Annotated in this window: 39 protein-coding genes; all 39 read left to right on the top strand. The window is 68.2% G+C overall.

Features of this window, described 5'->3' with window-relative positions; genetic code table 11:
• The first annotated feature begins 894 nt into the window (after window positions 1-894).
• The 39 genes from rpsL (at window position 895) to truA (ending at window position 25,402) form a co-directional block, all read left to right on the top strand.
• The gene (rpsL, locus tag ACWEVN_RS29455; protein WP_003102113.1) at window positions 895-1,269 is read left to right on the top strand and encodes a 30S ribosomal protein S12; all 375 of its coding nucleotides are present in this window, start codon (window positions 895-897) and stop codon (window positions 1,267-1,269) included.
• The gene (gene rpsG / locus ACWEVN_RS29450; protein WP_003102106.1) at window positions 1,269-1,739 is read left to right on the top strand and encodes a 30S ribosomal protein S7; all 471 of its coding nucleotides are present in this window, start codon (window positions 1,269-1,271) and stop codon (window positions 1,737-1,739) included. Before rpsL ends, rpsG begins: the two co-directional genes overlap by 1 nt.
• Before the next feature lie 63 nt (window positions 1,740-1,802).
• Window positions 1,803-3,902, top strand: coding sequence for an elongation factor G (gene fusA, locus ACWEVN_RS29445; RefSeq protein WP_449686334.1), 2,100 nt, complete (start codon window positions 1,803-1,805; stop codon window positions 3,900-3,902).
• Window positions 3,903-4,031: 129 nt separating this feature from the next.
• Window positions 4,032-5,225 carry an elongation factor Tu gene (gene tuf, locus ACWEVN_RS29440; protein WP_086842945.1) on the top strand — a complete coding sequence of 398 codons (1,194 nt, stop codon included), beginning with the start codon at window positions 4,032-4,034 and terminating at the stop codon, window positions 5,223-5,225.
• Window positions 5,226-5,618: 393 nt separating this feature from the next.
• Complete coding sequence (gene rpsJ, locus ACWEVN_RS29435) at window positions 5,619-5,924, top strand: 30S ribosomal protein S10 (protein WP_003102098.1); 306 nt, start codon at window positions 5,619-5,621, stop codon at window positions 5,922-5,924.
• A gap of 33 nt (window positions 5,925-5,957) precedes the next feature.
• Window positions 5,958-6,614, top strand: coding sequence for a 50S ribosomal protein L3 (gene rplC, locus ACWEVN_RS29430; protein WP_003102093.1), 657 nt, complete (start codon window positions 5,958-5,960; stop codon window positions 6,612-6,614).
• Window positions 6,611-7,300 (top strand): 50S ribosomal protein L4, encoded by a 690-nt coding sequence (gene rplD, locus ACWEVN_RS29425; RefSeq protein WP_310967699.1) that lies wholly within the window; start codon window positions 6,611-6,613, stop codon window positions 7,298-7,300. The genes rplC and rplD overlap by 4 nt, the downstream gene beginning before the upstream one ends.
• Window positions 7,297-7,608, top strand: a complete 312-nt coding sequence (rplW, locus tag ACWEVN_RS29420) for a 50S ribosomal protein L23 (RefSeq protein WP_003102087.1) — start codon at window positions 7,297-7,299, stop codon at window positions 7,606-7,608. Before rplD ends, rplW begins: the two co-directional genes overlap by 4 nt.
• Before the next feature lie 15 nt (window positions 7,609-7,623).
• Window positions 7,624-8,457 carry a 50S ribosomal protein L2 gene (rplB, locus tag ACWEVN_RS29415; RefSeq protein WP_310967696.1) on the top strand — a complete coding sequence of 278 codons (834 nt, stop codon included), beginning with the start codon at window positions 7,624-7,626 and terminating at the stop codon, window positions 8,455-8,457.
• 18 nt (window positions 8,458-8,475) lie between these two features.
• Window positions 8,476-8,757 carry a 30S ribosomal protein S19 gene (gene rpsS / locus ACWEVN_RS29410; protein ID WP_003102083.1) on the top strand — a complete coding sequence of 94 codons (282 nt, stop codon included), beginning with the start codon at window positions 8,476-8,478 and terminating at the stop codon, window positions 8,755-8,757.
• A 31-nt stretch (window positions 8,758-8,788) separates the two neighbouring features.
• Window positions 8,789-9,208 carry a 50S ribosomal protein L22 gene (rplV, locus tag ACWEVN_RS29405; protein WP_013222606.1) on the top strand — a complete coding sequence of 140 codons (420 nt, stop codon included), beginning with the start codon at window positions 8,789-8,791 and terminating at the stop codon, window positions 9,206-9,208.
• Window positions 9,208-10,041, top strand: a complete 834-nt coding sequence (gene rpsC / locus ACWEVN_RS29400) for a 30S ribosomal protein S3 (protein WP_072474761.1) — start codon at window positions 9,208-9,210, stop codon at window positions 10,039-10,041. Before rplV ends, rpsC begins: the two co-directional genes overlap by 1 nt.
• A gap of 3 nt (window positions 10,042-10,044) precedes the next feature.
• On the top strand, window positions 10,045-10,464 hold the full coding sequence (gene rplP / locus ACWEVN_RS29395; RefSeq protein ID WP_004558864.1) for a 50S ribosomal protein L16: 420 nt from the start codon (window positions 10,045-10,047) through the stop codon (window positions 10,462-10,464).
• Window positions 10,464-10,712: a 50S ribosomal protein L29 gene (rpmC, locus tag ACWEVN_RS29390; RefSeq protein ID WP_013222608.1), complete on the top strand. Its 249-nt coding sequence runs from the start codon at window positions 10,464-10,466 to the stop codon at window positions 10,710-10,712. The genes rplP and rpmC overlap by 1 nt, the downstream gene beginning before the upstream one ends.
• Window positions 10,709-10,987, top strand: coding sequence for a 30S ribosomal protein S17 (rpsQ, locus tag ACWEVN_RS29385; protein ID WP_004558866.1), 279 nt, complete (start codon window positions 10,709-10,711; stop codon window positions 10,985-10,987). Before rpmC ends, rpsQ begins: the two co-directional genes overlap by 4 nt.
• A 78-nt stretch (window positions 10,988-11,065) precedes the next feature.
• The gene (gene rplN / locus ACWEVN_RS29380; protein ID WP_004558867.1) at window positions 11,066-11,434 is read left to right on the top strand and encodes a 50S ribosomal protein L14; all 369 of its coding nucleotides are present in this window, start codon (window positions 11,066-11,068) and stop codon (window positions 11,432-11,434) included.
• Entirely contained in the window at window positions 11,434-11,748 is a 315-nt protein-coding gene (rplX, locus tag ACWEVN_RS29375) for a 50S ribosomal protein L24 (RefSeq protein ID WP_013222610.1), read from the top strand. Before rplN ends, rplX begins: the two co-directional genes overlap by 1 nt.
• Window positions 11,748-12,311, top strand: coding sequence for a 50S ribosomal protein L5 (gene rplE, locus ACWEVN_RS29370; protein ID WP_013222611.1), 564 nt, complete (start codon window positions 11,748-11,750; stop codon window positions 12,309-12,311). Before rplX ends, rplE begins: the two co-directional genes overlap by 1 nt.
• A 4-nt stretch (window positions 12,312-12,315) precedes the next feature.
• A complete protein-coding gene (locus ACWEVN_RS29365; RefSeq protein WP_004558870.1) occupies window positions 12,316-12,501 on the top strand; it encodes a type Z 30S ribosomal protein S14 in 186 nt (61 codons plus the stop codon).
• A gap of 85 nt (window positions 12,502-12,586) precedes the next feature.
• Window positions 12,587-12,985 (top strand): 30S ribosomal protein S8, encoded by a 399-nt coding sequence (gene rpsH / locus ACWEVN_RS29360; RefSeq protein ID WP_004558871.1) that lies wholly within the window; start codon window positions 12,587-12,589, stop codon window positions 12,983-12,985.
• A 16-nt stretch (window positions 12,986-13,001) separates the two neighbouring features.
• The gene (gene rplF, locus ACWEVN_RS29355; RefSeq protein WP_004558872.1) at window positions 13,002-13,541 is read left to right on the top strand and encodes a 50S ribosomal protein L6; all 540 of its coding nucleotides are present in this window, start codon (window positions 13,002-13,004) and stop codon (window positions 13,539-13,541) included.
• A 2-nt stretch (window positions 13,542-13,543) separates the two neighbouring features.
• The gene (gene rplR, locus ACWEVN_RS29350; protein WP_449686332.1) at window positions 13,544-13,942 is read left to right on the top strand and encodes a 50S ribosomal protein L18; all 399 of its coding nucleotides are present in this window, start codon (window positions 13,544-13,546) and stop codon (window positions 13,940-13,942) included.
• A gap of 34 nt (window positions 13,943-13,976) precedes the next feature.
• The gene (gene rpsE / locus ACWEVN_RS29345; RefSeq protein ID WP_004558874.1) at window positions 13,977-14,621 is read left to right on the top strand and encodes a 30S ribosomal protein S5; all 645 of its coding nucleotides are present in this window, start codon (window positions 13,977-13,979) and stop codon (window positions 14,619-14,621) included.
• A gap of 1 nt (window position 14,622) precedes the next feature.
• On the top strand, window positions 14,623-14,808 hold the full coding sequence (gene rpmD, locus ACWEVN_RS29340; RefSeq protein ID WP_033291195.1) for a 50S ribosomal protein L30: 186 nt from the start codon (window positions 14,623-14,625) through the stop codon (window positions 14,806-14,808).
• Window positions 14,805-15,251, top strand: coding sequence for a 50S ribosomal protein L15 (gene rplO, locus ACWEVN_RS29335; protein ID WP_086842934.1), 447 nt, complete (start codon window positions 14,805-14,807; stop codon window positions 15,249-15,251). Before rpmD ends, rplO begins: the two co-directional genes overlap by 4 nt.
• Before the next feature lie 192 nt (window positions 15,252-15,443).
• Window positions 15,444-16,691 carry a hypothetical protein gene (locus ACWEVN_RS29330; RefSeq protein ID WP_452053452.1) on the top strand — a complete coding sequence of 416 codons (1,248 nt, stop codon included), beginning with the start codon at window positions 15,444-15,446 and terminating at the stop codon, window positions 16,689-16,691.
• Window positions 16,692-16,695: 4 nt separating this feature from the next.
• On the top strand, window positions 16,696-17,301 hold the full coding sequence (locus ACWEVN_RS29325; RefSeq protein ID WP_449686330.1) for a LysE family translocator: 606 nt from the start codon (window positions 16,696-16,698) through the stop codon (window positions 17,299-17,301).
• A gap of 254 nt (window positions 17,302-17,555) precedes the next feature.
• Entirely contained in the window at window positions 17,556-18,863 is a 1,308-nt protein-coding gene (gene secY, locus ACWEVN_RS29320) for a preprotein translocase subunit SecY (protein ID WP_449686329.1), read from the top strand.
• Window positions 18,860-19,414 carry an adenylate kinase gene (locus ACWEVN_RS29315; RefSeq protein ID WP_449686328.1) on the top strand — a complete coding sequence of 185 codons (555 nt, stop codon included), beginning with the start codon at window positions 18,860-18,862 and terminating at the stop codon, window positions 19,412-19,414. Before secY ends, ACWEVN_RS29315 begins: the two co-directional genes overlap by 4 nt.
• Before the next feature lie 44 nt (window positions 19,415-19,458).
• Window positions 19,459-20,235 (top strand): type I methionyl aminopeptidase, encoded by a 777-nt coding sequence (gene map, locus ACWEVN_RS29310; protein ID WP_449686327.1) that lies wholly within the window; start codon window positions 19,459-19,461, stop codon window positions 20,233-20,235.
• Between the two features lie 286 nt (window positions 20,236-20,521).
• Window positions 20,522-20,743 (top strand): translation initiation factor IF-1, encoded by a 222-nt coding sequence (gene infA, locus ACWEVN_RS29305; RefSeq protein ID WP_004558881.1) that lies wholly within the window; start codon window positions 20,522-20,524, stop codon window positions 20,741-20,743.
• 35 nt (window positions 20,744-20,778) lie between these two features.
• Complete coding sequence (rpmJ, locus tag ACWEVN_RS29300; protein WP_004558882.1) at window positions 20,779-20,892, top strand: 50S ribosomal protein L36; 114 nt, start codon at window positions 20,779-20,781, stop codon at window positions 20,890-20,892.
• 204 nt (window positions 20,893-21,096) lie between these two features.
• The gene (gene rpsM, locus ACWEVN_RS29295; protein ID WP_004558883.1) at window positions 21,097-21,477 is read left to right on the top strand and encodes a 30S ribosomal protein S13; all 381 of its coding nucleotides are present in this window, start codon (window positions 21,097-21,099) and stop codon (window positions 21,475-21,477) included.
• A complete protein-coding gene (locus tag ACWEVN_RS29290; RefSeq protein ID WP_013222623.1) occupies window positions 21,474-21,659 on the top strand; it encodes a hypothetical protein in 186 nt (61 codons plus the stop codon). Before rpsM ends, ACWEVN_RS29290 begins: the two co-directional genes overlap by 4 nt.
• Window positions 21,660-21,677: 18 nt before the next feature.
• Window positions 21,678-22,085, top strand: a complete 408-nt coding sequence (gene rpsK, locus ACWEVN_RS29285; protein WP_004558885.1) for a 30S ribosomal protein S11 — start codon at window positions 21,678-21,680, stop codon at window positions 22,083-22,085.
• A 23-nt stretch (window positions 22,086-22,108) separates the two neighbouring features.
• Window positions 22,109-22,714: a 30S ribosomal protein S4 gene (gene rpsD / locus ACWEVN_RS29280; protein ID WP_043781959.1), complete on the top strand. Its 606-nt coding sequence runs from the start codon at window positions 22,109-22,111 to the stop codon at window positions 22,712-22,714.
• Between the two features lie 105 nt (window positions 22,715-22,819).
• Entirely contained in the window at window positions 22,820-23,890 is a 1,071-nt protein-coding gene (locus tag ACWEVN_RS29275; protein ID WP_004558887.1) for a DNA-directed RNA polymerase subunit alpha, read from the top strand.
• 41 nt (window positions 23,891-23,931) lie between these two features.
• Complete coding sequence (gene rplQ, locus ACWEVN_RS29270) at window positions 23,932-24,486, top strand: 50S ribosomal protein L17 (protein WP_310967669.1); 555 nt, start codon at window positions 23,932-23,934, stop codon at window positions 24,484-24,486.
• The gene (truA, locus tag ACWEVN_RS29265; protein ID WP_452053451.1) at window positions 24,470-25,402 is read left to right on the top strand and encodes a tRNA pseudouridine(38-40) synthase TruA; all 933 of its coding nucleotides are present in this window, start codon (window positions 24,470-24,472) and stop codon (window positions 25,400-25,402) included. Before rplQ ends, truA begins: the two co-directional genes overlap by 17 nt.
• Window positions 25,403-25,427: the final 25 nt, after the last annotated feature.

The following is a 25,427-nucleotide window of genomic DNA, read 5'->3' as shown; positions in this document are numbered from 1 at the left end:
GGCCGGGTGTGTCAAGGCGGGAAAGCGTGCCTTGACACACCCGGCCGCCGACTGAAGAGATAGCTGGGATGAGGGGCGGGGGAGGTCTGGTGACGTCGTTGGCCGGGTTGCGTTGCCGGCCGGCGGTTCGCGTGTGGTGATGCTGTTGGTCGGCTCGCGCTGTCGGTTGCCGTCTGCCGTCTGCCGGGTCGCGGGGCGCGGGTCGGCGTCAGAGGCGTTGCCTGCCTGCGCCGCCCCGCTTGCGCGCCGGCTCGGCAGCCTCCCCGGCGACCAAGCCGCCCGCGCGGCCTCGGCGCCGCGAATCGGTTCGGCAGCCGCGCAGCCCGGCCGCACCACACCCACCGGCGCCCCGCGCCGAGGCAGCCATCCCGCCGCGGCCGCCACCCCGCCCCGGCAGCTCCGCCCCACAAACCACCCGCCACCCGGCCCGCCCGCCGAAACCCCCGCCGGCCCGGGGAATCTCTCCCCTCCCTGCGGCGTTACCCACCCTGACCGCACCGAGTCGCGGCTGCGGTCATCCCGCCGCAGGAATGCCTCCGCCCCAACGCCCGCGGGAATGATCGCCCCGCGACCCGAGGCGTGGGAATGTCCCGCAGCGCCGGGGCGTTGAGAGGTACGCTGGAGGTTCGTCGACCTACAGACCCCCCGCCGCGCTCCTCCCGGACCCGGGCGGGTATCTTTGGAGACCGTGCCCGGCATGCGTCGGGCCGCTCCGCGTGCCGTGCGCATGGGCGGGGTGCTTCGGCACCCGGTCACCGGCTTCGGCAGGTCGGGGTTCCGACGGAAATCCCTCCGGGAAGTTACCGGTCGCGAGACCGTGACGCGGGCCGACACGCCCGACCGCGGGGGCCGGTGAAGACACGAAGAAGCAGATCACGACAGGAAGCTGGTCCATTGCCCACGATCCAGCAGCTGGTCCGCAAGGGCCGCCAGGACAAGGCTGCCAAGCAGAAGACGGCGGCCCTCAAGGGGAGCCCGCAGCGGCGTGGCGTGTGCACCCGCGTGTACACCACGACCCCCAAGAAGCCGAACTCGGCGCTGCGCAAGGTCGCGCGTGTGAAGCTGACCAGCGGCATCGAGGTCACCGCCTACATCCCCGGTGAGGGCCACAACCTGCAGGAGCACTCGATGGTGCTCGTGCGCGGTGGTCGTGTGAAGGACCTTCCGGGTGTCCGTTACAAGATCATCCGCGGTTCGCTCGACACCCAGGGTGTCAAGAACCGCAAGCAGGCGCGCAGCCGGTACGGCGCGAAGAAGGAGAAGAGCTAATGCCCCGCAAGGGTCCGGCCCCGAAGCGGCCGCTGATCTCCGACCCCGTCTACGCCTCCCCGCTGGTCACCCAGCTGGTGAACAAGGTGCTGAAGGACGGGAAGCGGTCCCTGGCCGAGCGCATCGTGTACGGCGCGCTCGAAGGCGCTCGCGAGAAGACCGGCACCGACCCGGTCGTCACGCTGAAGCGCGCCCTCGACAACGTGAAGCCCACCATCGAGGTGAAGAGCCGCCGCGTCGGTGGTGCCACCTACCAGGTGCCGATCGAGGTCAAGCCGGGCCGCTCCACCACGCTGGCCCTGCGCTGGCTGGTCTCCTTCTCGCAGGCCCGCCGCGAGAAGACGATGATCGAGCGCCTGCAGAACGAACTGCTGGACGCTTCCAACGGCCTCGGTGCCTCCGTGAAGCGTCGCGAAGACACGCACAAGATGGCCGAGTCCAACCGGGCCTTCGCGCACTACCGCTGGTGATGACCGCCCGGCTGTCGACCAAGCCATGCCGGGCCCCAAGCTTGAGAACAGGGGAACACTCTCGTGGCACGTGAAGTGCTGACCGACCTGAACAAGGTCCGCAACATCGGCATCATGGCCCACATCGACGCCGGCAAGACGACGACCACCGAGCGGATCCTGTTCTACACCGGGGTCAACTACAAGATCGGTGAAGTCCACGACGGCGCCGCCACCATGGACTGGATGGAGGAGGAGCAGAAGCGGGGTATCACCATCACCTCGGCTGCCACCACCACCTTCTGGGACGACCACCAGATCAACCTGATCGACACCCCCGGGCACGTCGACTTCACCGTCGAGGTGGAGCGCAACCTGCGGGTGCTCGACGGCGCGGTCGCCGTCTTCGACGGCAAGGAAGGTGTCGAGCCGCAGTCCGAGCAGGTCTGGCGGCAGGCGGACAAGTACGACGTCCCGCGCATCTGCTTCGTCAACAAGATGGACAAGCTGGGTGCGGACTACTACTACACCCTGCGCACCATCGAGGAGCGCCTCGGCGTCAAGCCGCTGGCGATCCAGCTGCCCATCGGCGCCGAGAACGACTTCGAAGGCGTCGTCGACCTGGTCCGCATGAAGGCCCTGGTCTGGCGCGGCGAGGTGCAGAAGGGCGAGGACTACACCGTCGAGGACATCCCGGCCGACCTGGCCGACCGGGCCGCGGAGTACCGCGAGAAGCTGGTCGAGACCGTCGCCGAGACCGACGACGCCCTGATGGAGAAGTTCCTCGAGGGCGAGGAACTGTCCGAGGCGGAGATCAAGGCGGGCATCCGCAAGATCGTCATCACCCGCTCGGCGTTCCCGGTCCTGGCCGGCTCCGCGTTCAAGAACAAGGGCGTGCAGCCCATGCTCGACGCGGTGATCGACTACCTGCCGTCGCCGCTGGACGTCCCGGCCGTCGAGGGCCTGCTCCCCGACGGTGAGACCCCGGCGACCCGCAAGGCGTCGGTCGACGAGCCGTTCGCCGCGCTCGCGTTCAAGATCGCCGCGCACCCGTTCTTCGGCAAGCTGACCTACATCCGGGTGTACTCGGGCAAGGTCGCTTCCGGCGCGCAGGTCATCAACGCGACCAAGGAGCGCAAGGAGCGCATCGGGAAGATCTTCCAGATGCACTCCAACAAGGAGAACCCGGTCGACGACGCCCAGGTCGGCCACATCTACGCGGTCATCGGGCTGAAGGACACCACCACGGGTGACACCCTGGCGGACCCGCAGAACCCGATCGTGCTGGAGTCGATGACGTTCCCCGAGCCGGTCATCCGGGTCGCGATCGAACCGAAGACGAAGGCCGACCAGGAGAAGCTGTCCCTGGCGATCCAGAAGCTGGCCGAAGAGGACCCGACGTTCCAGGTCAAGCTGGACGAGGACACCGGCCAGACGATCATCGCGGGCATGGGCGAGCTGCACCTCGAGGTGCTGGTGAACCGGATGAAGTCCGACTACAAGGTCGAGGCGAACATCGGCAAGCCGCAGGTCGCCTACCGTGAGACGATCAAGAAGACGGTCGACAAGCTCGACTACGTCCACAAGAAGCAGACCGGTGGTTCCGGCCAGTTCGCGAAGGTCATCGTGAAGCTGGAGCCGCTCGAGCGCACCGACGGCGCGCTCTACGAGTTCGACAACAAGGTGACCGGTGGCCGCGTGCCGCGGGAGTACATCCCGTCGGTGGACGCGGGCGCGCAGGACGCGATGCAGTACGGCGTCCTGGCCGGCTACCCGCTCGTCGGGTTGAAGTTCACCCTGTTGGATGGTGCGTACCACGAGGTCGACTCTTCGGAGATGGCGTTCAAGATCGCCGGTTCCATGGCGATGAAGGAAGCCGCGAAGAAGGCCGGCCCGGTGATCCTGGAGCCGATGATGGCGGTCGAGGTGACCACGCCCGAGGACTACATGGGCGACGTCATCGGTGACCTCAACTCCCGCCGTGGTCAGATCCAGGCCATGGAGGAGCGGTCCGGTACCCGTGTCGTGAAGGCACTGGTCCCGCTGTCGGAGATGTTCGGCTACGTCGGCGACCTGCGGTCCCGCACCCAGGGCCGGGCGAACTACTCCATGGTGTTCGACTCCTACGCCGAGGTTCCCGCGAACGTCGCGAAGGAAATCATCGCGAAGGCGACGGGGGAGTAGTTCCCCCAGCGCTCGCGGGCATTAAGGGACTCTCCTGAACGTCCGCAGCACCGACGAAGGAACAATCACGGGGCGGCAGCCACGCCGCCCCGTGAGCACAAAGCGAAATCAGTCCAGGAGGACATTCCAGTGGCGAAGGCGAAATTCGAGCGGACCAAGCCGCACGTCAACATCGGCACCATCGGTCACGTTGACCACGGCAAGACGACTCTGACCGCGGCCATCACCAAGGTGCTGCACGACAAGTACCCGGAGCTGAACGAGTCGCGGGCGTTCGACCAGATCGACAACGCGCCGGAAGAGAAGCAGCGCGGCATCACGATCAACATCTCGCACGTCGAGTACCAGACCGAGAAGCGTCACTACGCGCACGTGGACGCCCCCGGTCACGCGGACTACATCAAGAACATGATCACCGGTGCCGCCCAGATGGACGGCGCGATCCTGGTCGTGGCCGCCACCGACGGCCCGATGCCGCAGACCCGTGAGCACGTGCTGCTCGCCCGCCAGGTCGGCGTGCCCTACATCGTGGTCGCGCTGAACAAGGCCGACATGGTCGACGACGAGGAGATCCTCGAGCTCGTCGAGCTGGAGGTCCGCGAGCTGCTGTCCTCGCAGGAGTTCCCGGGCGACGACGCGCCGGTCGTGCGCGTTTCCGGCCTGAAGGCCCTCGAGGGCGACGAGAAGTGGTCCGAGGCCGTTCTCGAGCTGATGAGCGCCGTCGACGACAACGTGCCGGACCCGGTGCGTGAGCTCGACAAGCCGTTCCTGATGCCGATCGAGGACGTCTTCACCATCACCGGTCGTGGCACCGTGGTGACCGGTCGCGTCGAGCGCGGCCAGATCAACGTCAACGAAGAGGTCGAGATCGTGGGTATCCGCGAGAAGTCGACCAAGACCACCGTCACCGGTGTCGAGATGTTCCGCAAGCTGCTCGACTCGGGCCAGGCGGGCGACAACGTCGGCCTGCTGGTCCGCGGTATCAAGCGCGAGGACGTCGAGCGCGGCCAGGTCGTCGTGAAGCCGGGCACCACCACCCCGCACACCGACTTCGAGGGCCGGGTCTACATCCTGTCGAAGGACGAGGGTGGCCGTCACACCCCGTTCTTCAACAACTACCGCCCGCAGTTCTACTTCCGCACCACCGACGTGACCGGCGTCGTGACCCTCCCCGAGGGCACCGAGATGGTCATGCCGGGTGACAACACCGACATCTCGGTCCAGCTGATCCAGCCGGTCGCGATGGACGAGGGTCTGCGCTTCGCCATCCGCGAGGGTGGCCGGACCGTCGGCGCGGGCCAGGTCACCAAGATCAACAAGTGACGTAGGCGCCCTGCGCCCGGGTAATACACCCCCGGGTGCAGGGCGTCAACTCACGTGTGCGACACTATTTTGGTTGCTCGTCCTGGGGCGGCCGATCCCTTTGGGGTCCGGCCGCCTCGGTGCGAGTGGCCACGGTCCGCGGAGCTCTTTCCTTCGGGTGAGGCGAGCGGGCAAGGGCGGTGAGACGGTCCAGCCGGCTCATAGCCTCCTCACGTTGAGGAAGACCAGGCAAGACGACGATCCCGCGGGATCCGTCTGTGCGTCGGGCGCGACACGCCCGACCGCGTGGACCGGGGACAGGGCCGTTGAACTGCGGAAACCCGGCCAGGGTGGGGACACCCGGCGGGGTTTTGTGAGATAGCGGCACGAGACGACAAGGAACGAGCAGCCACCATGGCGGGACAGAAGATCCGCATCCGGCTCAAGGCCTACGACCACGAGGCGATCGACACCTCGGCGCGCAAGATCGTGGAGACGGTCACGCGCACCGGCGCCCGGGTTGTCGGGCCGGTGCCGCTGCCCACCGAGAAGAACGTTTATTGCGTCATCCGCTCGCCGCACAAGTACAAGGACTCGCGCGAGCACTTCGAGATGCGCACGCACAAGCGTCTGATCGACATCCTCGACCCGACGCCGAAGACGGTCGACGCGCTCATGCGCATCGACCTGCCGGCGAGCGTCGACGTCAACATCCAGTAAGCGTTGGGCGAGCGGCGGAGATAAGAGACTCACATGTCTGACAGGCAGATGAAGGGCATCCTGGGCACCAAGCTCGGCATGACCCAGGTCTTCGACGAGCAGAACCGGGTTGTCCCGGTCACCGTCGTCAAGGCCGGTCCGAACGTGGTCACCCAGGTTCGGACCCAGGACAAGGACGGCTACGCGGCCGTGCAGCTGGCGTTCGGCGCGGTCGACCCGCGCAAGGTGAACAAGCCGCGCACCGGCCACTTCGACAAGGCGGGCGTGACCCCGCGCCGGTTCCTCGCCGAGCTGCGCACCACCGACGCCGAGACCTACGAGGTCGGCCAGGAGATCACCGCCGAGGTGTTCGCCGCCGGCGTCGAGGTCGACGTGACCGGGACCAGCAAGGGCAAGGGCTACGCGGGTGTCATGAAGCGCCACGGTTTCAAGGGCCAGGGCGCGAGCCACGGTGCCCAGGCCGTGCACCGCAAGCCGGGTTCGATCGGTGGCTGCGCCACCCCCGGCCGCGTCTTCAAGGGCCTGCGCATGGCGGGCCGGATGGGCAACGACCGGGTCACCACGCAGAACCTGACCGTGCACGCCGTGCGTGCCGAGGACGGCCTGCTGCTGATCAAGGGCGCTGTGCCCGGTCCCAAGGGCGGCCTGCTGTTCGTGCGCAGCGCCGCGAAGGGTGGTAACTCCGAATGACAAGCGTCGAGCTGAAGACCCCGGCCGGTAAAGCCGACGGCACGGTCGATCTCCCCGCGGAGATCTTCGACGTGCAGGCCAATGTCGCGCTGATGCACCAGGTCGTGGTGGCCCAGCAGGCCGCCGCGCGCCAGGGCACGCACGACACGAAGACCCGTGGTGAGGTTCGCGGTGGCGGCAAGAAGCCGTACCGCCAGAAGGGCACCGGCCGTGCCCGCCAGGGTTCGACCCGCGCGCCGCAGTTCGCCGGCGGTGGCGTCGTCCACGGCCCCACGCCGCGTGACTACACCCAGCGGACCCCGAAGAAGATGAAGGCCGCCGCCCTGCGTGGCGCCCTCTCCGACCGGGCCCGCGCCGGCCAGCTGCACGTCGTCACCGAGCTGGTGACCGGCGAGAAGCCGTCGACCAAGGCCGCCAAGACCGTCCTCGCCGCCGTCACGGCCGCGAAGCGCGTTCTCGTGGTGCTGGACCGGGCCGACGAGCTGAGCTGGGTTTCCCTGCGGAACCTGCCCGAGGTGCACCTGCTCTGGGCCGACCAGCTCAACACCTACGACGTACTGGTCAACGACGACGTCGTGTTCACCAAGGCCGCGTACGACGCGTTCGTCGCCGGCCCCGTCCGCGGTAAGACCGTCAAGGCTTCCGCGCGGTCGGGCGAGGTCACGGAAGGGAGTGACGAGAAGTGAGTTCGGTCGCCATTCCGGACCCCCGCGACATCCTGCTCGCGCCGGTCATCTCCGAGAAGTCCTACGGGCTGCTCGAGGACCACAAGTACACGTTCATCGTCCGCCCGGACGCCAACAAGACCCAGATCAAGATCGCGGTCGAGAAGGTGTTCGGCGTCAAGGTGGTCAGCGTCAACACGGCCAACCGCCAGGGCAAGCGGAAGCGGACTCGCGCCGGCTTCGGCAAGCGCAAGGACACCAAGCGCGCCATCGTGACTCTTTCGCCCGAGAGCAAGGCGATCGAGATCTTCGGCGGACCCACCGCGTAAAGGACTGAGCTGACAATGGGCATCCGCAAGTACAAGCCGACGACCCCGGGTCGTCGCGGTTCGAGCGTCTCGGACTTCGCCGAGATCACCCGCTCCACCCCGGAGAAGTCGCTGCTTCGTCCGCTGAGCGGTTCGGGCGGTCGCAACTCGTCCGGCAAGATCACCACCCGGCACAAGGGTGGCGGCCACAAGCGCGCCTACCGCGTCATCGACTTCCGTCGCAATGACAAGGACGGCATCCCCGCCAAGGTCGCGCACATCGAGTACGACCCCAACCGGTCCGCTCGCATCGCGCTGCTGCACTACGCCGACGGCGAGAAGCGCTACATCATCGCGCCGGAGAAGCTGAAGCAGGGCGACACCGTCGAGAACGGCCCCCGGGCCGACATCAAGCCGGGCAACAACCTGCCGCTGCGCAACATCCCGGTCGGCACCGTGATCCACGCGATCGAGCTCCGCCCCGGCGGCGGCGCGAAGATGGCGCGGTCCGCGGGCGCGAAGGTGCAGCTCGTCGCCAAGGACGGGCCGTACGCCCAGCTGCGTCTCCCCTCGGGCGAGATCCGCAACGTGGACGTGCGCAACCGCGCCACGGTCGGCGAGGTCGGCAACTCCGAGCACGCCAACATCAACTGGGGCAAGGCGGGCCGCAACCGCTGGCGCGGCAAGCGCCCGACGGTCCGTGGTGTCGTCATGAACCCGGTCGACCACCCGCACGGTGGTGGTGAGGGCAAGACCTCCGGTGGTCGCCACCCGGTCAACCCGAACGGTAAGCCCGAGGGCCGCACGCGTCGCCGCAAGGCGTCCGACGCCCTCATCGTCCGCCGCCGGCGTACCGGCAAGAAGCGCTGAGCAGGGAGGTAGAAGCACATGCCACGCAGCCTTAAGAAGGGCCCGTTCGTGGACGACCACCTGCTCAAGAAGGTGGACGCGCTGAACGAATCGGGCAAGAAGACGGTCATCAAGACCTGGTCGCGCCGCTCGACGATCATCCCGGACTTCCTGGGACACACGATCGCGGTGCACGACGGCCGCAAGCACGTCCCGGTGTTCGTCACCGAGGCGATGGTGGGTCACAAGCTGGGGGAATTCGCCCCGACGCGGACCTTCAAGGGCCACATCAAGGACGACCGCAAGTCGCGCCGCCGCTGAGCGGGCACGAGAAAAGACAAGGGAAGTAGCGATGAACGCCCAGAACGACGCGACGACCGAGGCTGAACTGCCTACGGCGTACGCGCGGGCTCGCTTCGTCCGGGACTCGCCGACCAAGGTGCGCCGGGTGATCGAGCTCATCAAGGGACGTAGCGCCGCCGACGCCTTGGCCGTGCTCCGGTTCGCCCCGCAGGCGGCCAGCGAGCCGGTCGCGAAGGTGCTCGCCAGCGCCGTGGCCAACGCCGAGAACAACCTTCAGCTGGACCCGGAGACGCTCTGGGTCAAGAACGCGTACGCCGACGAGGGCCCCACCCTCAAGCGCATCCGCCCGCGGGCCCAGGGCCGCGCGTACCGGATCCGCAAGCGGACCAGCCACATCACCGTCGAGGTGGAGTCGCGTCCGGCCGTCGCGCAGAAGGCTCAGAGCAAGAAGAAGGCAGGTGGCCGGTAGTGGGCCAGAAGATCAACCCGCACGGTTTCCGCCTGGGTATCACCACGGACTGGAAGTCGCGCTGGTACGCCGACAAGCAGTACGCCGAGTACGTGGCCGAGGACGTCAAGATCCGCAAGCTCCTCGCCACCGGCATGGAGCGCGCGGGCATCTCCAAGGTCGAGATCGAGCGCACCCGTGACCGCGTCCGCGTGGACATCCACACCGCCCGGCCGGGCATCGTCATCGGCCGCCGCGGCGCGGAGGCCGACCGGATCCGCGGCGCGCTGGAGAAGCTGACCAAGAAGCAGGTCCAGCTGAACATCCTCGAGGTCAAGAACCCCGAGGCCGACGCCCAGCTGGTCGCCCAGGCGGTCGCGGAGCAGCTCTCCAACCGCGTGGCGTTCCGCCGCGCGATGCGGAAGGCGATCCAGACCTCCATGCGCTCGCCGCAGGTCAAGGGCATCCGCGTGCAGTGCGGCGGTCGTCTCGGCGGCGCCGAGATGTCCCGCTCCGAGCACTACCGCGACGGCCGCGTCCCGCTGCACACGCTGCGCGCCGACATCGACTACGGCTTCTTCGAGGCCAAGACGACGTTCGGTCGCATCGGCGTCAAGGTGTGGATCTACAAGGGTGAGCTCGTCGGTGGCCTGAAGGCCCGCGAAGCCCGCGACGCCGCCGAGCGCGCGCCGCGTCGCGACCGCGACCGTAGCGACCGGCCGTCCCGCCCGCGTCGTTCCGGCGCCTCGGGCACGACCGCCACCTCGACCGAAGCCGGTCGTGCGGCCGCTGCCGCCACGACCGAGGCCCCGGCGGCCCCGGCCACCGAGACCGCAGAAAAGACGGAGGGCTGAGACGTGCTCATCCCGCGCAGGGTCAAGCACCGGAAGCAGCACTCCCCGAAGCGCCACGGCGCCGCCAAGGGTGGCACGAAGGTCAGCTTCGGCGAGTACGGCATCCAGGCGCTTGAGCACAGCTACGTGACGAACCGGCAGATCGAGTCCGCTCGTATCGCCATGACCCGTCACATCAAGCGTGGTGGCAAGGTGTGGACGACCATCTACCCGGACCGCCCGCTGACCAAGAAGCCGGCCGAAACCCGGATGGGTTCCGGTAAGGGTTCGCCCGAGTGGTGGATCGCCAACGTGAAGCCGGGCCGCGTGATGTTCGAGATCTCGTTCCCGAACGAGGAGACGGCTCGCGAGGCGCTGCGCCGCGCGATCCACAAGCTGCCCATGAAGTGCCGCATCGTGACCCGTGAAGGTGGTGAGTTCTGATGGCTAACGCAGGTGCCGCTCAGGCATCGGAGCTGCGTGAGCTCACCGCGGAAGAGCTCGTCCTGCGTCTGAAGGAATACAAGGAGGAGCTCTTCAACCTCCGCTTCCAGATGGCGACCGGGCAGCTCGACAACAACCGCCGTCTGCGCACCGTCCGCACGGACATCGCGCGGATCTACACGGTCATGCGCGAGCGCGAACTCGGCCTGTCCGTTGCCCCCGACGCCGAGAGTGAAGGTGCCGCATGAGCGAGCCCACCACCGAGACGCCGGCCCGGAACGACCGCAAGGTCCGCGAGGGCTACGTCGTCTCGGACAAGATGAACAAGACGATCGTGGTCGAGCTCGAGGACCGCAAGAAGCACCCCCGTTACTCGAAGGTCGTCCGCACCACCTCCAAGGTGAAGGTGCACGACGAGAACAACGAGGCGGGCGTGGGCGACCGGGTCACCCTGATGGAGACCCGCCCGCTGTCGGCATCGAAGCGGTGGCGCCTGGTGCAGATCGTGGAGAAGGCCAAGTAAGCAGGGCTCTTCGGAGTTCTTAGTTCCGCAAGGCTCGCCCGTCCTGGGCGAGAACCGGCGCGACATACAGGAGTAGACGTGATCCAGCAGGAGTCGCGGCTTCGGGTAGCCGACAACACGGGTGCGAAGGAAATCCTCTGCATCCGCGTTCTCGGTGGCTCCGGGCGGCGCTACGCCGGCATCGGCGACATCATCGTCGCCACCGTGAAGGACGCCATCCCGGCCGCCGGGGTGAAGAAGGGCGACGTCGTCAAGGCCGTCATCGTCCGCACGGTCAAGGAGCGCCGTCGTCCGGACGGTTCCTACATCCGGTTCGACGAGAACGCCGCCGTGCTCATCAAGAACGACAACGAGCCCCGCGGCACCCGCATCTTCGGCCCGGTGGGCCGCGAGCTGCGCGACCGAAAGTTCATGAAGATCATTTCGCTCGCGCCGGAGGTGCTGTGATGAAGGTGAAGAAGGGCGACACGGTCGTCGTCATCGCCGGCAAGGACAAGGGCGCCAAGGGCAAGGTCATCCAGGCTTACCCCGAGCGCGAGCGCGTGCTGGTCGAAGGCGTGAACCGGATCAAGAAGCACACGCGGATCAGCCAGACCCAGCGCGGCGCGCAGTCCGGTGGCATCGTCACGCAGGAGGCGCCCATCCACGTCTCGAACGTGATGGTCGTCGACTCGGACGGCAAGCCGGCCCGGGTGGGTTACCGCATCGGCGAGGACGGCAAGAAGGTCCGGATCTCGCGCCGGAACGGTAAGGACATCTGATGACCACCGCTGAGAAGACCTCGCCGCGCCTCAAGGTGCGGTACCGCGAGGAAATCAAGGGCCAGCTGCAGGCCGAGTTCTCCTTCGCCAACGTCCACCAGATCCCGGGCGTGACGAAGGTCGTCGTGAACATGGGCGTCGGCGACGCCGCCCGCGACAGCAAGCTGATCGAGGGCGCGGTCAAGGACCTCGCCCTGATCACCGGCCAGAAGCCGGAGGTCCGGAAGGCCCGCAAGTCCATCGCGCAGTTCAAGCTGCGCGAGGGCCAGCCGATCGGCGCGCGCGTCACGCTGCGCGGCGACCGGATGTGGGAGTTCCTCGACCGGCTGCTGACCATCGCGCTGCCGCGTATCCGCGACTTCCGCGGGCTTTCGCCGAAGCAGTTCGACGGCCACGGCAACTACACGTTCGGTCTCAACGAGCAGTCGATGTTCCACGAGATCGACCCCGACTCCATCGACCGCCCGCGCGGCATGGACGTCACCGTCGTCACGACCGCCACGAACGACGACGAGGGCCGGGCGCTGCTGCGCAAGCTCGGCTTCCCGTTCAAGGAGAACTGAGCCGATGGCCAAGAAAGCACTGGTCCACAAGGCCGCGAAGAAGCCGAAGTTCGCCGTGCGCGCCTACACCCGCTGCCAGCGGTGCGGCCGTCCGCACGCCGTGTTCCGCAAGTTCGGGCTCTGCCGGATCTGCCTTCGCGAGATGGCGCACGCGGGCGAGCTGCCCGGCGTCCGCAAGTCCAGCTGGTAAGAGCTTCTTTTTAACTCCAGATTCGCCACAGGCCCCGCCCGCTCCGGCGGGCGGGGAACCAGGCGAGAAAGGTTGACAGGTCACCATGACGATGACCGACCCCATCGCAGACTTCTTGACGCGTCTGCGCAACGCGAACTCGGCGTACCACGACGAGGTCAAGCTCCCGCACTCGAAGCTCAAGGCGAACATCGCCGAGATCCTCAAGCGCGAGGGCTACATCGCGGGTTACCACGACGAGCCGGGCGAGAAGCACAAGAACCTCGTCGTCGAGCTCAAGTACGGCCCCAACCGTGAGCGGAGCATCGCCGGCCTGCGGCGCGTCTCCAAGCCCGGTCTGCGGGTCTACGCAAAGTCCACCGAACTGCCGTCGGTCCTCGGCGGCCTGGGCATCGCGATCATTTCGACGTCCGGTGGCCTGCAGACGGACCGGCAGGCCAAGCGCAACAGCGTGGGCGGCGAAGTCCTCGCCTACGTCTGGTAAGGGAAGGGGAACAGGCATGTCACGCATCGGAAAGCTGCCGGTCGCCGTCCCTTCCGGGGTCGAGGTGACCATCGACGGTCAGCTGATCAAGGTCAAGGGGCCCAAGGGCACCCTCGAGCACACCGTCGCCGAGCCGATCACCGTCGAGCGCGACGAAGACGGCACGCTGCTGGTGAAGCGCCCGGACGACGAGCGCACCTCCAAGGCGCTGCACGGGCTCACCCGCACGCTGGTGAACAACCTCGTCGTCGGCGTCACCGCCGGCTACGAGAAGAAGATGGAAATCCACGGCGTGGGTTACCGCGTGCAGGCCAAGGGCGCGGACCTCGAGTTCGCCCTCGGCTACTCGCACCCGGTCAAGATCGAGGCCCCGGAGGGCATCACCTTCAAGGTGGAGACCCCGACCCGGTTCTCGGTCTCGGGCATCGACAAGCAGAAGGTCGGCCAGATCTCGGCCGTCATCCGCAAGCTGCGTCGCCCGGACCCGTACAAGGGCAAGGGCCTGCGCTACGAGGGTGAGAAGATCCGCCGCAAGGTCGGAAAGACGGGTAAGTGATCATGAGCGACACGACTACGAAGCGCAAGCCGGTGGGCAAGGACATCTCGACCCGCCGCCGCGTCGCGAAGGCCCGTCGGCACTTCCGGCTCCGCAAGAAGGTCTCGGGCACGGACCAGCGTCCGCGCCTGGTCGTCAAGCGGTCCTCGCGGCACATCGCCGTGCAGGTGATCGACGACCTGGCCGGCCACACGCTGGTGTCGGCGTCCACCCTCGAGGCGGACGTCCGGTCGGTCGACGGCGACAAGAAGGCCAAGGCCGCCAAGGTCGGGGAACTCGTCGCCGCGCGGGCCAAGAACGCCGGGATCTCGGCTGTGGTGTTCGACCGTGGGGGCAACGCCTACCACGGCCGCATCGCCGCGCTCGCCGACGCCGCCCGTGAGGCGGGGTTGGAGTTCTGACGATGCAGAAGCTTGTTAACGGAAGGAAAGCCTGATGCCGGGACGTACACGGCAATTCGGCGGCGGCCAGGGTGGACCCGGCGGGCAGGGCGGCAACGACCGCGGTGACCGTCGCGACCGCCGCGACCGGCGCGACAGCGGCCGTGGCGGGGCGGCCCAGGACAAGACCCCGCACCTCGAGAAGGTCGTGACGATCAACCGCGTCGCCAAGGTCGTCAAGGGTGGTCGTCGCTTCAGCTTCACCGCCCTGGTGGTCGTCGGCGACGGCGACGGTCAGGTCGGCGTCGGCTACGGCAAGGCCAAGGAAGTTCCCGCGGCCATCGCCAAGGGCGTCGAGGAAGCGAAGAAGAACTTCTTCCGCGTCCCGCGCGTCGGCGGCACCATTCCGCACCCGATCCAGGGTGAGGAAGCCGCCGGTGTGGTGCTGCTCCGCCCGGCTTCCGCCGGTACCGGCGTCATCGCCGGTGGCCCGGTGCGCGCCGTGCTGGAGTGCGCGGGTGTCCACGACGTGCTGTCGAAGTCGCTCGGCTCCGACAACGCGATCAACATCGTGCACGCGACCGTGGCGGCCCTGAAGGGCCTGCAGCGTCCCGAAGAGGTCGCGGCCCGCCGCGGTCTCCCGCTCGAGGACGTCGCGCCGGCCCGGATGCTGCGCCAGCGCGCGGGCCAGGGGGTCTGACATGGCTCAGCTCAAGGTCACCCAGGTCAAGAGCAAGATCGGCACGAAGCACGCTCACCGCGAGTCGCTGCGCACCCTCGGGCTGCGCAAGATCCGCCAGAGCGTCGTGCGTGAAGACACCCCCCAGGTGCGCGGCCTGATCCACACCGTCCGCCACCTGGTGGAGGTCGAGGAGGTCAAGGCATGACGGCCATCAAGATCCACCACCTGCGTCCGGCTCCGGGCGCCAAGCGCGACAAGATCCGCGTGGGCCGTGGTGAGGGTTCGAAGGGCAAGACGGCCGGTCGCGGTACGAAGGGCACCAAGGCCCGGAAGAACGTGCCGGCCCGGTTCGAGGGTGGGCAGATGCCCATCCAGATGCGGCTCCCGAAGCTCCGCGGCTTCAAGAACCGCTTCCGCACCGAGTACCAGCCGGTGAACGTGGGCGACATCGCCCGCGTCTTCCCGGACGGCGGCACCATCGGCGCTGACGAGCTGGTCAAGGGCGGTCTGGTCCGCAAGGGCAAGCTGGTGAAGGTCCTCGGCAACGGCGACGTGAACGGCGTCAAGCTGAACGTCACCGCCGACGCGTTCTCCGGCTCCGCCAAGGAGAAGCTCGAAGCGGCCGGTGGCTCCGCCACCACCAACTGAGGCTTATTCTGGTTAGGCCGCCGTGCCCCCCGCGCAGACCGCCGGTCAGCTCGGATGTCATGCGGCGGCCGACGGCTGAATAAGTCTCACTGAGGCTGCTCGTTTGAAGGCCCGTCCGGCTCGCGCCGGGCGGGCCTTCGGCGTTCCCGGACTTCCTTGCCGGAAGCCGGATCCGGGCGGAGGATCACAGGGGTGGACAGACCCGCACAAGAGCCCCCGCACCCGGCCGGCGCGGCGGATTCCCCGCTGAGCTTCCCGGTCGAGGCGCCCAAGCTCGCCGGGGTCGAGCCGGGAGCCGGAGCACCGGAAGGCGCTCCGGGGGAGGCCGCAGTGCCGAGGCAGGACGACCCCCTGGCCTTCCCCGCGGAGGCGGCGGCCGCACCACCGCCGGCCCTCTCTGAGGGGGCCACAGCGCCGCGGCAGGGCGATCCGCTGGCGTTCCCCGCGGCGGCCGCACCGCGCACCGAGCCACCGCTGTTCCCGGCGGATACGCCGGTGACCCCGCCCGCGGATCCGCTGGCGTTCCCGTCGGAGGCGGCGGCCGAACGGCCGCGGCAGGGCGACCCGCTCACCTTCCCTGCGGCGGCCGCACCGCGCACCGAGCCGCCGCTGTTCCCGGCGGATGCGCCGGTAACCCCGCCTGCGGAGCCCCTCGCCTTCCCCGCGGCGGCCGCACACCACACCGAGCCACCGCTCTTCCCACCCCCCACTCCGCCCGGCCAACTACCCTTCCCGGTCGCCGAGCTCCCCACCGTCGCCGCGCCCCCACCGCCTGCCCCCGCGCCCGCCCAAGCCCCCGCTCCCGAGCCGCCCGCCTCCCGGCTGCCCCGGCACCTCCCGGCGGTCCTCGCGGCCCTCGCCGCCCTTCTGGCCGTCGGAGGGTGCTTCCTGCCGCTCTTCCGGATGCTCCAGGAGCTCTCCTTCCGCCAGGGCTTCGGCGACGCCCAGCTGACCATCACCGAGACCGCCTGGGGCAACCGCATCGAAGTCTCCGGCCAGGAACCCACCGACCGTCCCGGGGTGCCCGTCGGCATCCCCGTCATCGTCGCGATCGTTCTCCTGGCCGCGGCGGCGTTCGCGGCCTTCTCCCGGCCCGGGCGCGGCCTGACCCGGTGGCTGCTGTCGGCCGGTGCGGTGTTCGCCGCGGGGGTCGTCACCACCGTTGCGATGTTCCGGTTCGAGCTGGCCGCCATCGCCGGGGAAGAGATGGACCTGGAGGTCACCACCGGACCCGGCATGTGGCTGCTGGCCCTGGCCGCCGTGACGGCCGCCGCCGCGGCGGTCGTGGCGCACCTGCCCCTCCTCGGCCACCTCCGGGACCCCGCCTGGGCCGATCCCGCCGTCGCCTACGCCGACACCCCGACGCCGCCCTCCGGGGTCGCGATCACCGTGCTGCCCCCGGACGAGCCGGACGAGCCGGACGAACCGCCGCTACGGTGAACACGTGTGGGTCTTCTTCGGCGCCTCCGTGCTCGTCGCCCTTACGCCAGGGGCGAACAACCTGCTCGGCCTCCACCACGGCATGACGCACGGTGTTCGCCACGGCCTCGCCGGCCTGGGGGGCCGGCTGGCCGCCTTCACCCTGCTGATCGCCGCCGTCGCGGCCGGGCTCGGGCAGCTCCTGGCCGCCTCCGAGACCGCTCTGACGATCATCAAGTGGGCCGGCGCCGCCTACCTGCTCTACCTCGGCGTCCGCCTGCTCTGGTCCACCTTCCGGGGCAAAAACACCCCGGACGAGTTGCCCAAAACCCCCACTACGGCCTGGCGCGTCACCCGCAAGGAGTTCGGGGTCGCGATCACCAACCCGAAGGCGATCCTGATCTTCACCGCCTTCGTCCCGCAGTTCATCGACGCAGGTCACGGTCCCTTCTCGACGCAGATCGCGCTGCTCGGCGCGGGCTACCTGCTGGCCGAGTTCCTGGCCGGCTCGGTCTACGTCGTCGCCGGCGCCGCGGTGAAGACGGTCAAGCTGCCCCGGCGGGGCGTCGACCGGGCCACCGGGGTGGTGCTCGTCGGGCTGGCCGGCGTGCTCGCGACGTCGAACGCCTGATCCATCATCTGTCAAGGAATACCGCCAAGACGGCGATGTGGATCAACCCGCCGGAGCAACCTTGGTACGGAAAACGCACACGGACTGCGGACACGCCCTGTGAAGCTGTTAGAGTCGGCGACACGCTTCGGGACGAGTGTGCCCCGAAGCGTTCCTGGCTTGCGTGCCAGTAGTGCTGTGTGTTCCCGCCGGCCCCGTGCCGGCCAAGCCGATCGTCGGTTAGGACAGCCGACGACGCCGAGGAGGTCCCCCGCGTGCTCAGCGCCTTCCGCTCGGCTCTCGCGACGCCGGATCTACGCAAGAAGATCCTGTTCACGCTAGCCATCGTCGCGGTTTACCGAATCGGTGCGACCATTCCGGCGCCCGGCATCTCGTACGGTGCCGTACAGGCTTGTAGCTCCCAGGCGCAGCAGGAGGGCGTCTACCAGCTGCTGAACCTGTTCAGCGGTGGTGCGCTGCTGCAGCTGTCGCTCTTCTCGACCGGCATCATGCCGTACATCACGGCGAGCATCATCATCCAGCTGCTCACCGTGGTCATCCCGCGGTTCGAGGAGCTGAAGAAGGAAGGGCAGTCCGGCCAGGGCAAGCTGACCCAGTACACCCGGTACCTGACGATCGCGCTGGCGATCCTGCAGGCCACCGGGGTGGTCGCGCTCGCGGACCGCAAGCAGCTCTTCCCGGACTGCGACCAGCCGATCATCCCGGACAACAGCGTCTACTCGCTGGCGATCATCGTCATCACCATGACCGCGGGCACCGCCGTCATGATGTGGCTGGGCGAGCTGATCACCGAGCGCGGCGTCGGCAACGGCATGTCCGTCCTGATCTTCCTGAACATCGCCGCGCGCATCCCGGTCGAGGGCGGCAACATCCTCAGCAACGCCGGTGGCCTCGGCCTGGCCGTCGTCTGCGCCTTCGGCCTGGTGATCATCGCCAGCGTCATCTTCGTCGAACAGGGCCAGCGCCGGATCCCGGTGCAGTACGCCAAGCGCATGATCGGCCGCCGGATGTACGGCGGCACGTCGACCTACCTGCCGATCAAGGTGAACCAGGCCGGCGTCATCCCGGTCATCTTCGCGTCGTCCCTGCTGTACCTGCCGGACCTGATCAGCCGCCTCGTCGGCGACCAGAACGCCAACTCCGGCTGGCAGGTGTTCATCAAGAACTACATCGTGAACCAGTCCAGCTGGGTGCACATCCTGCTGTACTTCGCGCTGATCATCTTCTTCACGTACTTCTACATCACGATCACGTTCAACGTGGACGAGCGTGCGGAAGAGATGAAGAAGTTCGGTGGCTTCATCCCGGGCATCCGCCCCGGCCGCCCGACCGCCGAGTACCTCAGCTTCGTGCTGGGCCGGATCACTCTGCCGGGCTCGCTGTACCTGGGCATCATCGCGATCCTCCCGAACTTCTTCCTGTCGGTGACCGGTAGCGGGAACAACCAGAACTTCCCGTTCGGTGGCACGGCTGTGCTGATCATGGTCGGTGTCGGCCTCGACACCGTGAAGCAGATCGAAAGCCAGCTGATGCAGCGCAACTACGAAGGGTTCTTGAAGTGACGCGCCTGGTTCTCGTCGGCCCGCCCGGTGCGGGCAAGGGCACGCAGGCGGTGGCCCTGTCCGAGCAGCTGCGCATCCCGCACATCTCGACCGGTGACCTGTTCCGCGCCCACGTCGGCCAGGAGACCCCGCTCGGCCAGGAGGCGAAGCGCTACCTGGACTCGGGCGAGCTCGTGCCCGACTCGGTGACCAACGAAATGGTCCGCGAGCGGCTCGCCGAGCCGGATGCCAAGGCCGGCTTCCTGCTCGACGGCTTCCCCCGCAACACCAAGCAGGCCGAGGTCCTCGGCGAGATCCTGGGCGACGCGGACGTCACGCTCGACGCCGTGATCCAGCTGCAGGTGCCGGAGGACGTCGTCGTCGCGCGGCTCATGTCGCGCGGCCGCGCGGACGACACCGAAGAGGTCATCCGCCGCCGTCAGCAGATCTACGTGTCGGACACCGCGCCGCTGCTGGAGTACTACGCCGACATCCTGGTGACCGTCGACGGTGTCGGCAGCGTCGAGGAGATCTCCGGCCGGGTGCTGAAAGCGCTGCGCGACCGCACGTGAACCTCGGAGGATTGCGTGTTCTGCAAGTGCTCCGCCGTGGGCGCATGATCGAAGTCAAGACCCCGGACGAGCTGCAGGCGATGCGGGCCGCGGGCCTCGTCGTCGCCCGCACGCTCGCGGCGGTCCGCGCCGCGGCGAAGCCCGGTGTCAGCACGGCCGAGCTCGACGAGCTGGCCGAGCAGACGATCCGGGACGCCGGCGCGGTGCCGTCGTTCAAGGGCTACCACGGGTTCCCGGCGTCGATCTGCGCGTCGGTGAACGAGCAGATCGTGCACGGCATCCCGGCGAAGACCCAGGTGCTGGCCGACGGCGACATCATCTCCGTCGACTGCGGCGCCATCCTCGACGGCTGGCACGGCGACTCCGCCGTCACGCTGGCCATCGGCAAGGTCTCCGACGCCGACCTGGCGCTGTCCGCGGCGACCGAGGCGGCGATGTGGGCCGGCATCGAGGCGGTCAGCGCCGGCGGCCGGCTCACCGACATCTCCCACGCCGTCCAGTCCGCCGCCGAGCGCGCGGGCCGCGACGACGGCATCGAGTACGGGATGATCGTCGAGTACGGCGGTCACGGCATCGGCCGCCAGATGCACATGGACCCGTTCCTGCCGAACGTCGGCAAGCCCGGCAAGGGCCCCCGGCTCAAGCCCGGCATGGCCCTGGCCATCGAGCCGATGCTCACCGGCGGCGGCGGCGAGACCCGCGAGCTGGACGACGGCTGGACGGTCGTCACGGCCGACGGCTCCCGCGCGGCCCACTGGGAGCACACCGTCGCCATCACCGAAGACGGTCCCTGGGTGCTGACGGCCCCGGGAGACGCCTGACCTGCGCAAACGCCCTCGTGAGTGGTAAGGCGTGTTCTAACCCGCTTTACCACTCACGACCGCTGTCGCCCGTTCACCTACCATGGTCACCCCCGGTTTGGGGGTCGCGACACGACCTGCGTACACTGTCAAGTCGGCGCACTTATCGCGCCCGGATCCTGCGCGCTCGTGAATTCACGGTCTAGGGAGCCGGGCACCAGTGTGCCACGCAACACCCGACCCAGCACTAGTGCTCGAGTTGATCAGGTGTGGCGACAGACGATACCGACAGGGAAATGCGGAGGACATGGCGAAGAAAGACGGGGCCATCGAGGTCGAAGGCCGCGTAGTCGAGCCGCTCCCCAACGCGATGTTCCGCGTCGAGTTGGAGAACGGTCACAAGGTCCTGGCTCACATCAGCGGCAAGATGCGGCAGCACTACATCCGCATCCTGCCGGAGGACAGGGTTGTCGTGGAGCTTTCGCCCTACGACCTCTCTCGTGGTCGCATCGTCTACCGCTACAAGTGATCACGAAGAGCAGCTAACAAGCAGGAGCAGAAGACGTGAAGGTCCAGCCGAGCGTCAAGAAGATCTGCGACAAGTGCAAGGTGATCCGCCGTCACGGCCGGATCATGGTGATCTGCGAGAACCTGCGGCACAAGCAGCGGCAGGGCTGATCACAGCACTCGACCAGAGTGGATTGACGGCTACACAACCTCCCCGCACCTGCCGGGCCACGCGAGTGGTCCGGTTCACCCCCGGGCTTCAGGCCGGGGCTGGGACACCCGAGGCGCAAGCCGAGGGCACGACAGGCGAGTCGGTCCCGGAACCGGACGGGGAGCAGACCTGAAGAAGAAACCGAAGAAGGAGCATCAGCGCCAATGGCACGACTCGCTGGCGTAGACCTCCCCCGCGAAAAGCGGTTGGAGATCGCGCTTACCTACATCTACGGCATCGGCCGTACCCGCTCGAAGCAGCTCATCAAGGCTGCCGAGCTCAACGCGGACACCCGCGTCAAGGACCTCAGCGATGACGACCTCGCGAAGCTGCGTACGTACATCGAAGAGAACTTCAAGGTCGAGGGTGACCTTCGCCGTGAGGTGAACGCCGACATCCGTCGGAAGATCGAGATCGGGTGCTACGAGGGCCTTCGCTGGCGCCGCGGACTTCCCGTCCGTGGTCAGCGCACCAAGACGAACGCCCGCACCCGCAAGGGTCCGAAGAAGACGGTCGCCGGCAAGAAGAAGGCTGGCAAGAAGTGAGCGTCCAGGGCAAGAAGGTCGTGCAGATGGGTGGCGTTCAGCGCCGCGGCTCGGCTTGTGTCTCGCCCAAGGCGCTCTACGCCCGCCCGATGGCGCTCCGCAACCTGTACACCGACGCCGGTTCGATCATCCGGCGCGGCCAGGCCGAAGCGGTCGCCGCTCACCAAGAGAACGCGCGCTAACAGGAGAACCCTCAGAACATGCCACCGAAGTCTCGTACTGCGGCCGGGGCCAAGAAGGTCCGCCGCAAGGAAAAGAAGAATGTCGCGCACGGTCACGCGCACATCAAGAGCACCTTCAACAACACCATCGTCTCGATCACGGACCCGACCGGTGCCGTGATCGCGTGGGCGTCGAGTGGGCACGTGGGCTTCAAGGGCTCCCGCAAGTCCACCCCGTTCGCCGCGCAGATGGCCGCCGAGAACGCTGCCCGCAAGGCCGCCGAGCACGGCATGAAGAAGGTCGACGTCTTCGTGAAGGGCCCGGGTTCGGGCCGCGAGACGGCGATCCGCTCGCTGCAGGCGGCCGGCCTCGAGGTCGGCACCATCCAGGACGTGACCCCGCAGCCTCACAACGGCTGCCGCCCGCCCAAGCGGCGCCGGGTCTGAGGAACGGGGAGGAGTAAGAAGAAATGGCTCGTTACACCGGCCCCGCGACGCGTATTTCGCGTCGCCTCAAGGTTGACCTCATCGGCGGCGACCAGGCTTTCGAGCGTCGCCCCTACCCGCCGGGCCAGCACGGCCGCGGGCGCATCAAGGAGTCCGAGTACCTCCTGCAGTCGCAGGAGAAGCAGAAGGCTCGCTACACCTACGGCGTTCTCGAGCGTCAGTTCGTCCGGTACTACAAGGAAGCCGTCCGGCGTCCCGGCAAGACCGGTGAGAACCTGCTGCAGATCCTCGAGTCCCGCCTGGACAACGTGATCTACCGCGCCGGCATCGCCCGCACCCGCCGTCAGGCGCGTCAGCTGGTGAGCCACGGCCACTTCCTGGTCAACGGCCAGAAGGTGAACGTCCCGTCGTTCCAGGTCACCAAGTGGGACATCATCGACGTGCGGCCGAAGTCCATGGGCATGCTGCCGTTCGTGGCGGCGAAGGAGTCCTTCGGCGACCGCCCGATCCCGGCGTGGCTGCAGGTCGTCCAGTCCAACCTCCGCGTGCTGGTCCACCAGCTCCCGGAGCGTGCGCAGATCGACGTTCCGGTTCAGGAACAGCTGATCGTCGAGCTCTACTCGAAGTAGTCCGGCACCGTCGGACGCAGGGCGGCGGCGCCCACAGTGCGCCGCCGCCGCGCCATCCCTTCGACGTCATATGGCGGGCGTCGTCTGGAAAGGAACTAGGAAGAAATGCTGATTTCCCAGCGGCCGGCTCTCGGCGAAGAGACGGTCAACGAGACCCGCTCCCGGTTCACCATCGAACCGCTGGAGCCCGGCTTCGGCTACACGCTCGGCAACTCGCTGCGTCGCACGCTGCTGTCGTCCATCCCGGGCGCGGCCGTGACGAGCATCCGCATCGACGGCGTGCTGCACGAATTCACCACCGTTCCCGGGGTGAAGGAAGACGTCACCGACATCATCCTGAACCTCAAGGAGCTCGTGGTGTCCTCGGAAGAGGACGAGCCGGTCACCATGTACCTGCGCAAGCAGGGCCCGGGTGAGGTCACGGCGGCCGACATCGTGCCGCCGGCGGGTGTCACCGTGCACAACCCGGATCTGCACATCGCGTCGCTGAACGGCAAGGGCAAGCTCGAGATCGAGCTCGTCGTCGAGCGCGGCCGCGGTTACGTTCCGGCCCTGCAGAACAAGCAGGCGGGCGCGGAGATCGGCCGGATCCCGGTCGACTCGATCTACTCGCCGGTGCTCAAGGTGACCTACAAGGTCGAGGCCACCCGTGTCGAGCAGCGCACCGACTTCGACAAGCTGATCCTGGACGTCGAGACCAAGCCGTCGATCACGCCGCGTGACGCGGTCGCGTCGGCCGGCAAGACGCTGGTGGAGCTGTTCGGTCTCGCCCGCGAGCTGAACGTCGACGCCGAGGGCATCGAGATCGGCCCGTCGCCGCAGGAGGCGGACACCATCGCCGCCTACGCGATGCCGATCGAGGACCTGGACCTCACCGTCCGGTCGTACAACTGCCTCAAGCGCGAGGGCATCCACACGGTGGGCGAGCTCGTCTCGCGCAGCGAGGCGGACCTGCTCGACATCCGCAACTTCGGCGCCAAGTCGATCGACGAGGTCAAGCTCAAGCTCGTCGGTCTCGGCCTCGCGCTGAAGGATAGCCCGCCCGGGTTCGACCCGACCGCGGCGGCCGCCAGCTACGACGGCGAAGGCTGGTCGGAGGGTGTCGGTGGCATCGCCGACGGGATTTCGGACGGCCACGACGATGGCCAGGACTACGCAGAGACCGAGCAGCTCTGAGGCCGTGTGCCTGGACGCTGTGAGCTGAACTAGGAGAACCAATGCCCACCCCTACCAAGGGAGCCCGGCTCGGCGGGTCGTCCGCGCACGAGCGGCTGATCCTGGCCAACTTGGCCACGCAGCTGTTCGAGCACGGCAAGATCACGACCACCGAGGCGAAGGCCCGCCGGGTCCGCCCGCTGGCCGAGAAGCTGATCACCAAGGCGAAGCGGGGCGACCTGCACAACCGTCGTCAGGTGCAGAAGGTCGTCCGTGACAAGGACGTCCTGCACAAGCTGTTCGCCGAGATCGGTCCGCACTTCGCGGAGCGTGCGGGTGGCTACACCCGGATCACCAAGACGATGCCGCGCAAGGGCGACAACGCCGCCATGGCCGTCATCGAGCTGGTGGCCGAGAAGACGGTGACTTCGGAAGCCGAGCGCGCTCGCAAGACGAAGTTCGCGAAGGACGAGAAGGCCGCCGCCCCGGCTGCTGCCGAGGAGACCTCGACCGAAGAGACCACCGAGGCGCCCGCCGCCGAGGAGGCCAAGGCTGAGGACACCGCCGCGGAGACCGAGGCTCCGGCTTCGGACGACGCGGATGCCAAGAAGGACTGACGTCCTGACGGCCGCTTCGACACCGGACGAGCCCGCCACTCCCCCCGGGGAGGGCGGGCTCGTTCGTCTGCGCCTGGACGTCTCCTACGACGGCACGGACTTCTCGGGCTGGGCCCGCCAGCCGGGCCGCCGCACGGTCCAGGGCCTTCTGGAGGAGGCGCTGCAGAAGCAGCCACCGGGGGCGTCGGTGCCGAAGTCCGTCGTCGTGGCGGGCCGCACGGACGCCGGTGTGCACGCGACGGGTCAGGTGGTGCACGTCGACGTGGTGCCCCTCTCGTCGCCTTCGGGCCGGATCCCGGTGTCCCCGGAAGGCATCCCGGACCTGACGCGCATGACAGGCCGCTGGAACCGCCTGCTGCCGGGCGACGTGCGCGTGCTGGGCGCCCGGGTCGCGCCCGAGGGTTTCGACGCCCGGTTCTCGGCGATCCGCCGGCACTACCGCTACCGGGTCTCGGACGCGCCGTGGGGCGTGGACCCGCTGCGCCGCCACGACACGCTGGCCTGGAACCGTCCACTGTCGACGGACGCGATGAACGCGGCGGCGACGGACCTGCTGGGCCTCCACGACTTCGCGGCGTACTGCAAGCAGCGCGACACGGGCACGACGATCCGCGAGCTACAGCGCCTGGAGTGGGCGCGGGTCGACGACCACCTGCTGGAAGTCCGCGTCTCGGCGGACGCGTTCTGCCACTCGATGGTCCGCAGCCTGGTCGGCGTGCTCCTCCTGGTCGGCGACGGCCGCCGCACCGACGCGTGGCCGTCGAAGGTCCTGGAGAGCGGCATCCGCGACAGCGCGGTCGCCCCCGCGCACGGCCTCACCCTCCTGGGCGTGGACTACCCACCCGACGCCGAGCTGGCCGCCCGCGCCGAACAGACGCGCAACGTCCGCACCTCCCCGGCCCCTCGTGAGTGGTAAGGAGGGTTCTAACCCTCCTTACCAC

The sequence above is a fragment of the Amycolatopsis sp. NPDC003861 genome (genome assembly GCF_053605405.1).
This window is presented reverse-complemented; position numbering and strand designations above follow the sequence as displayed.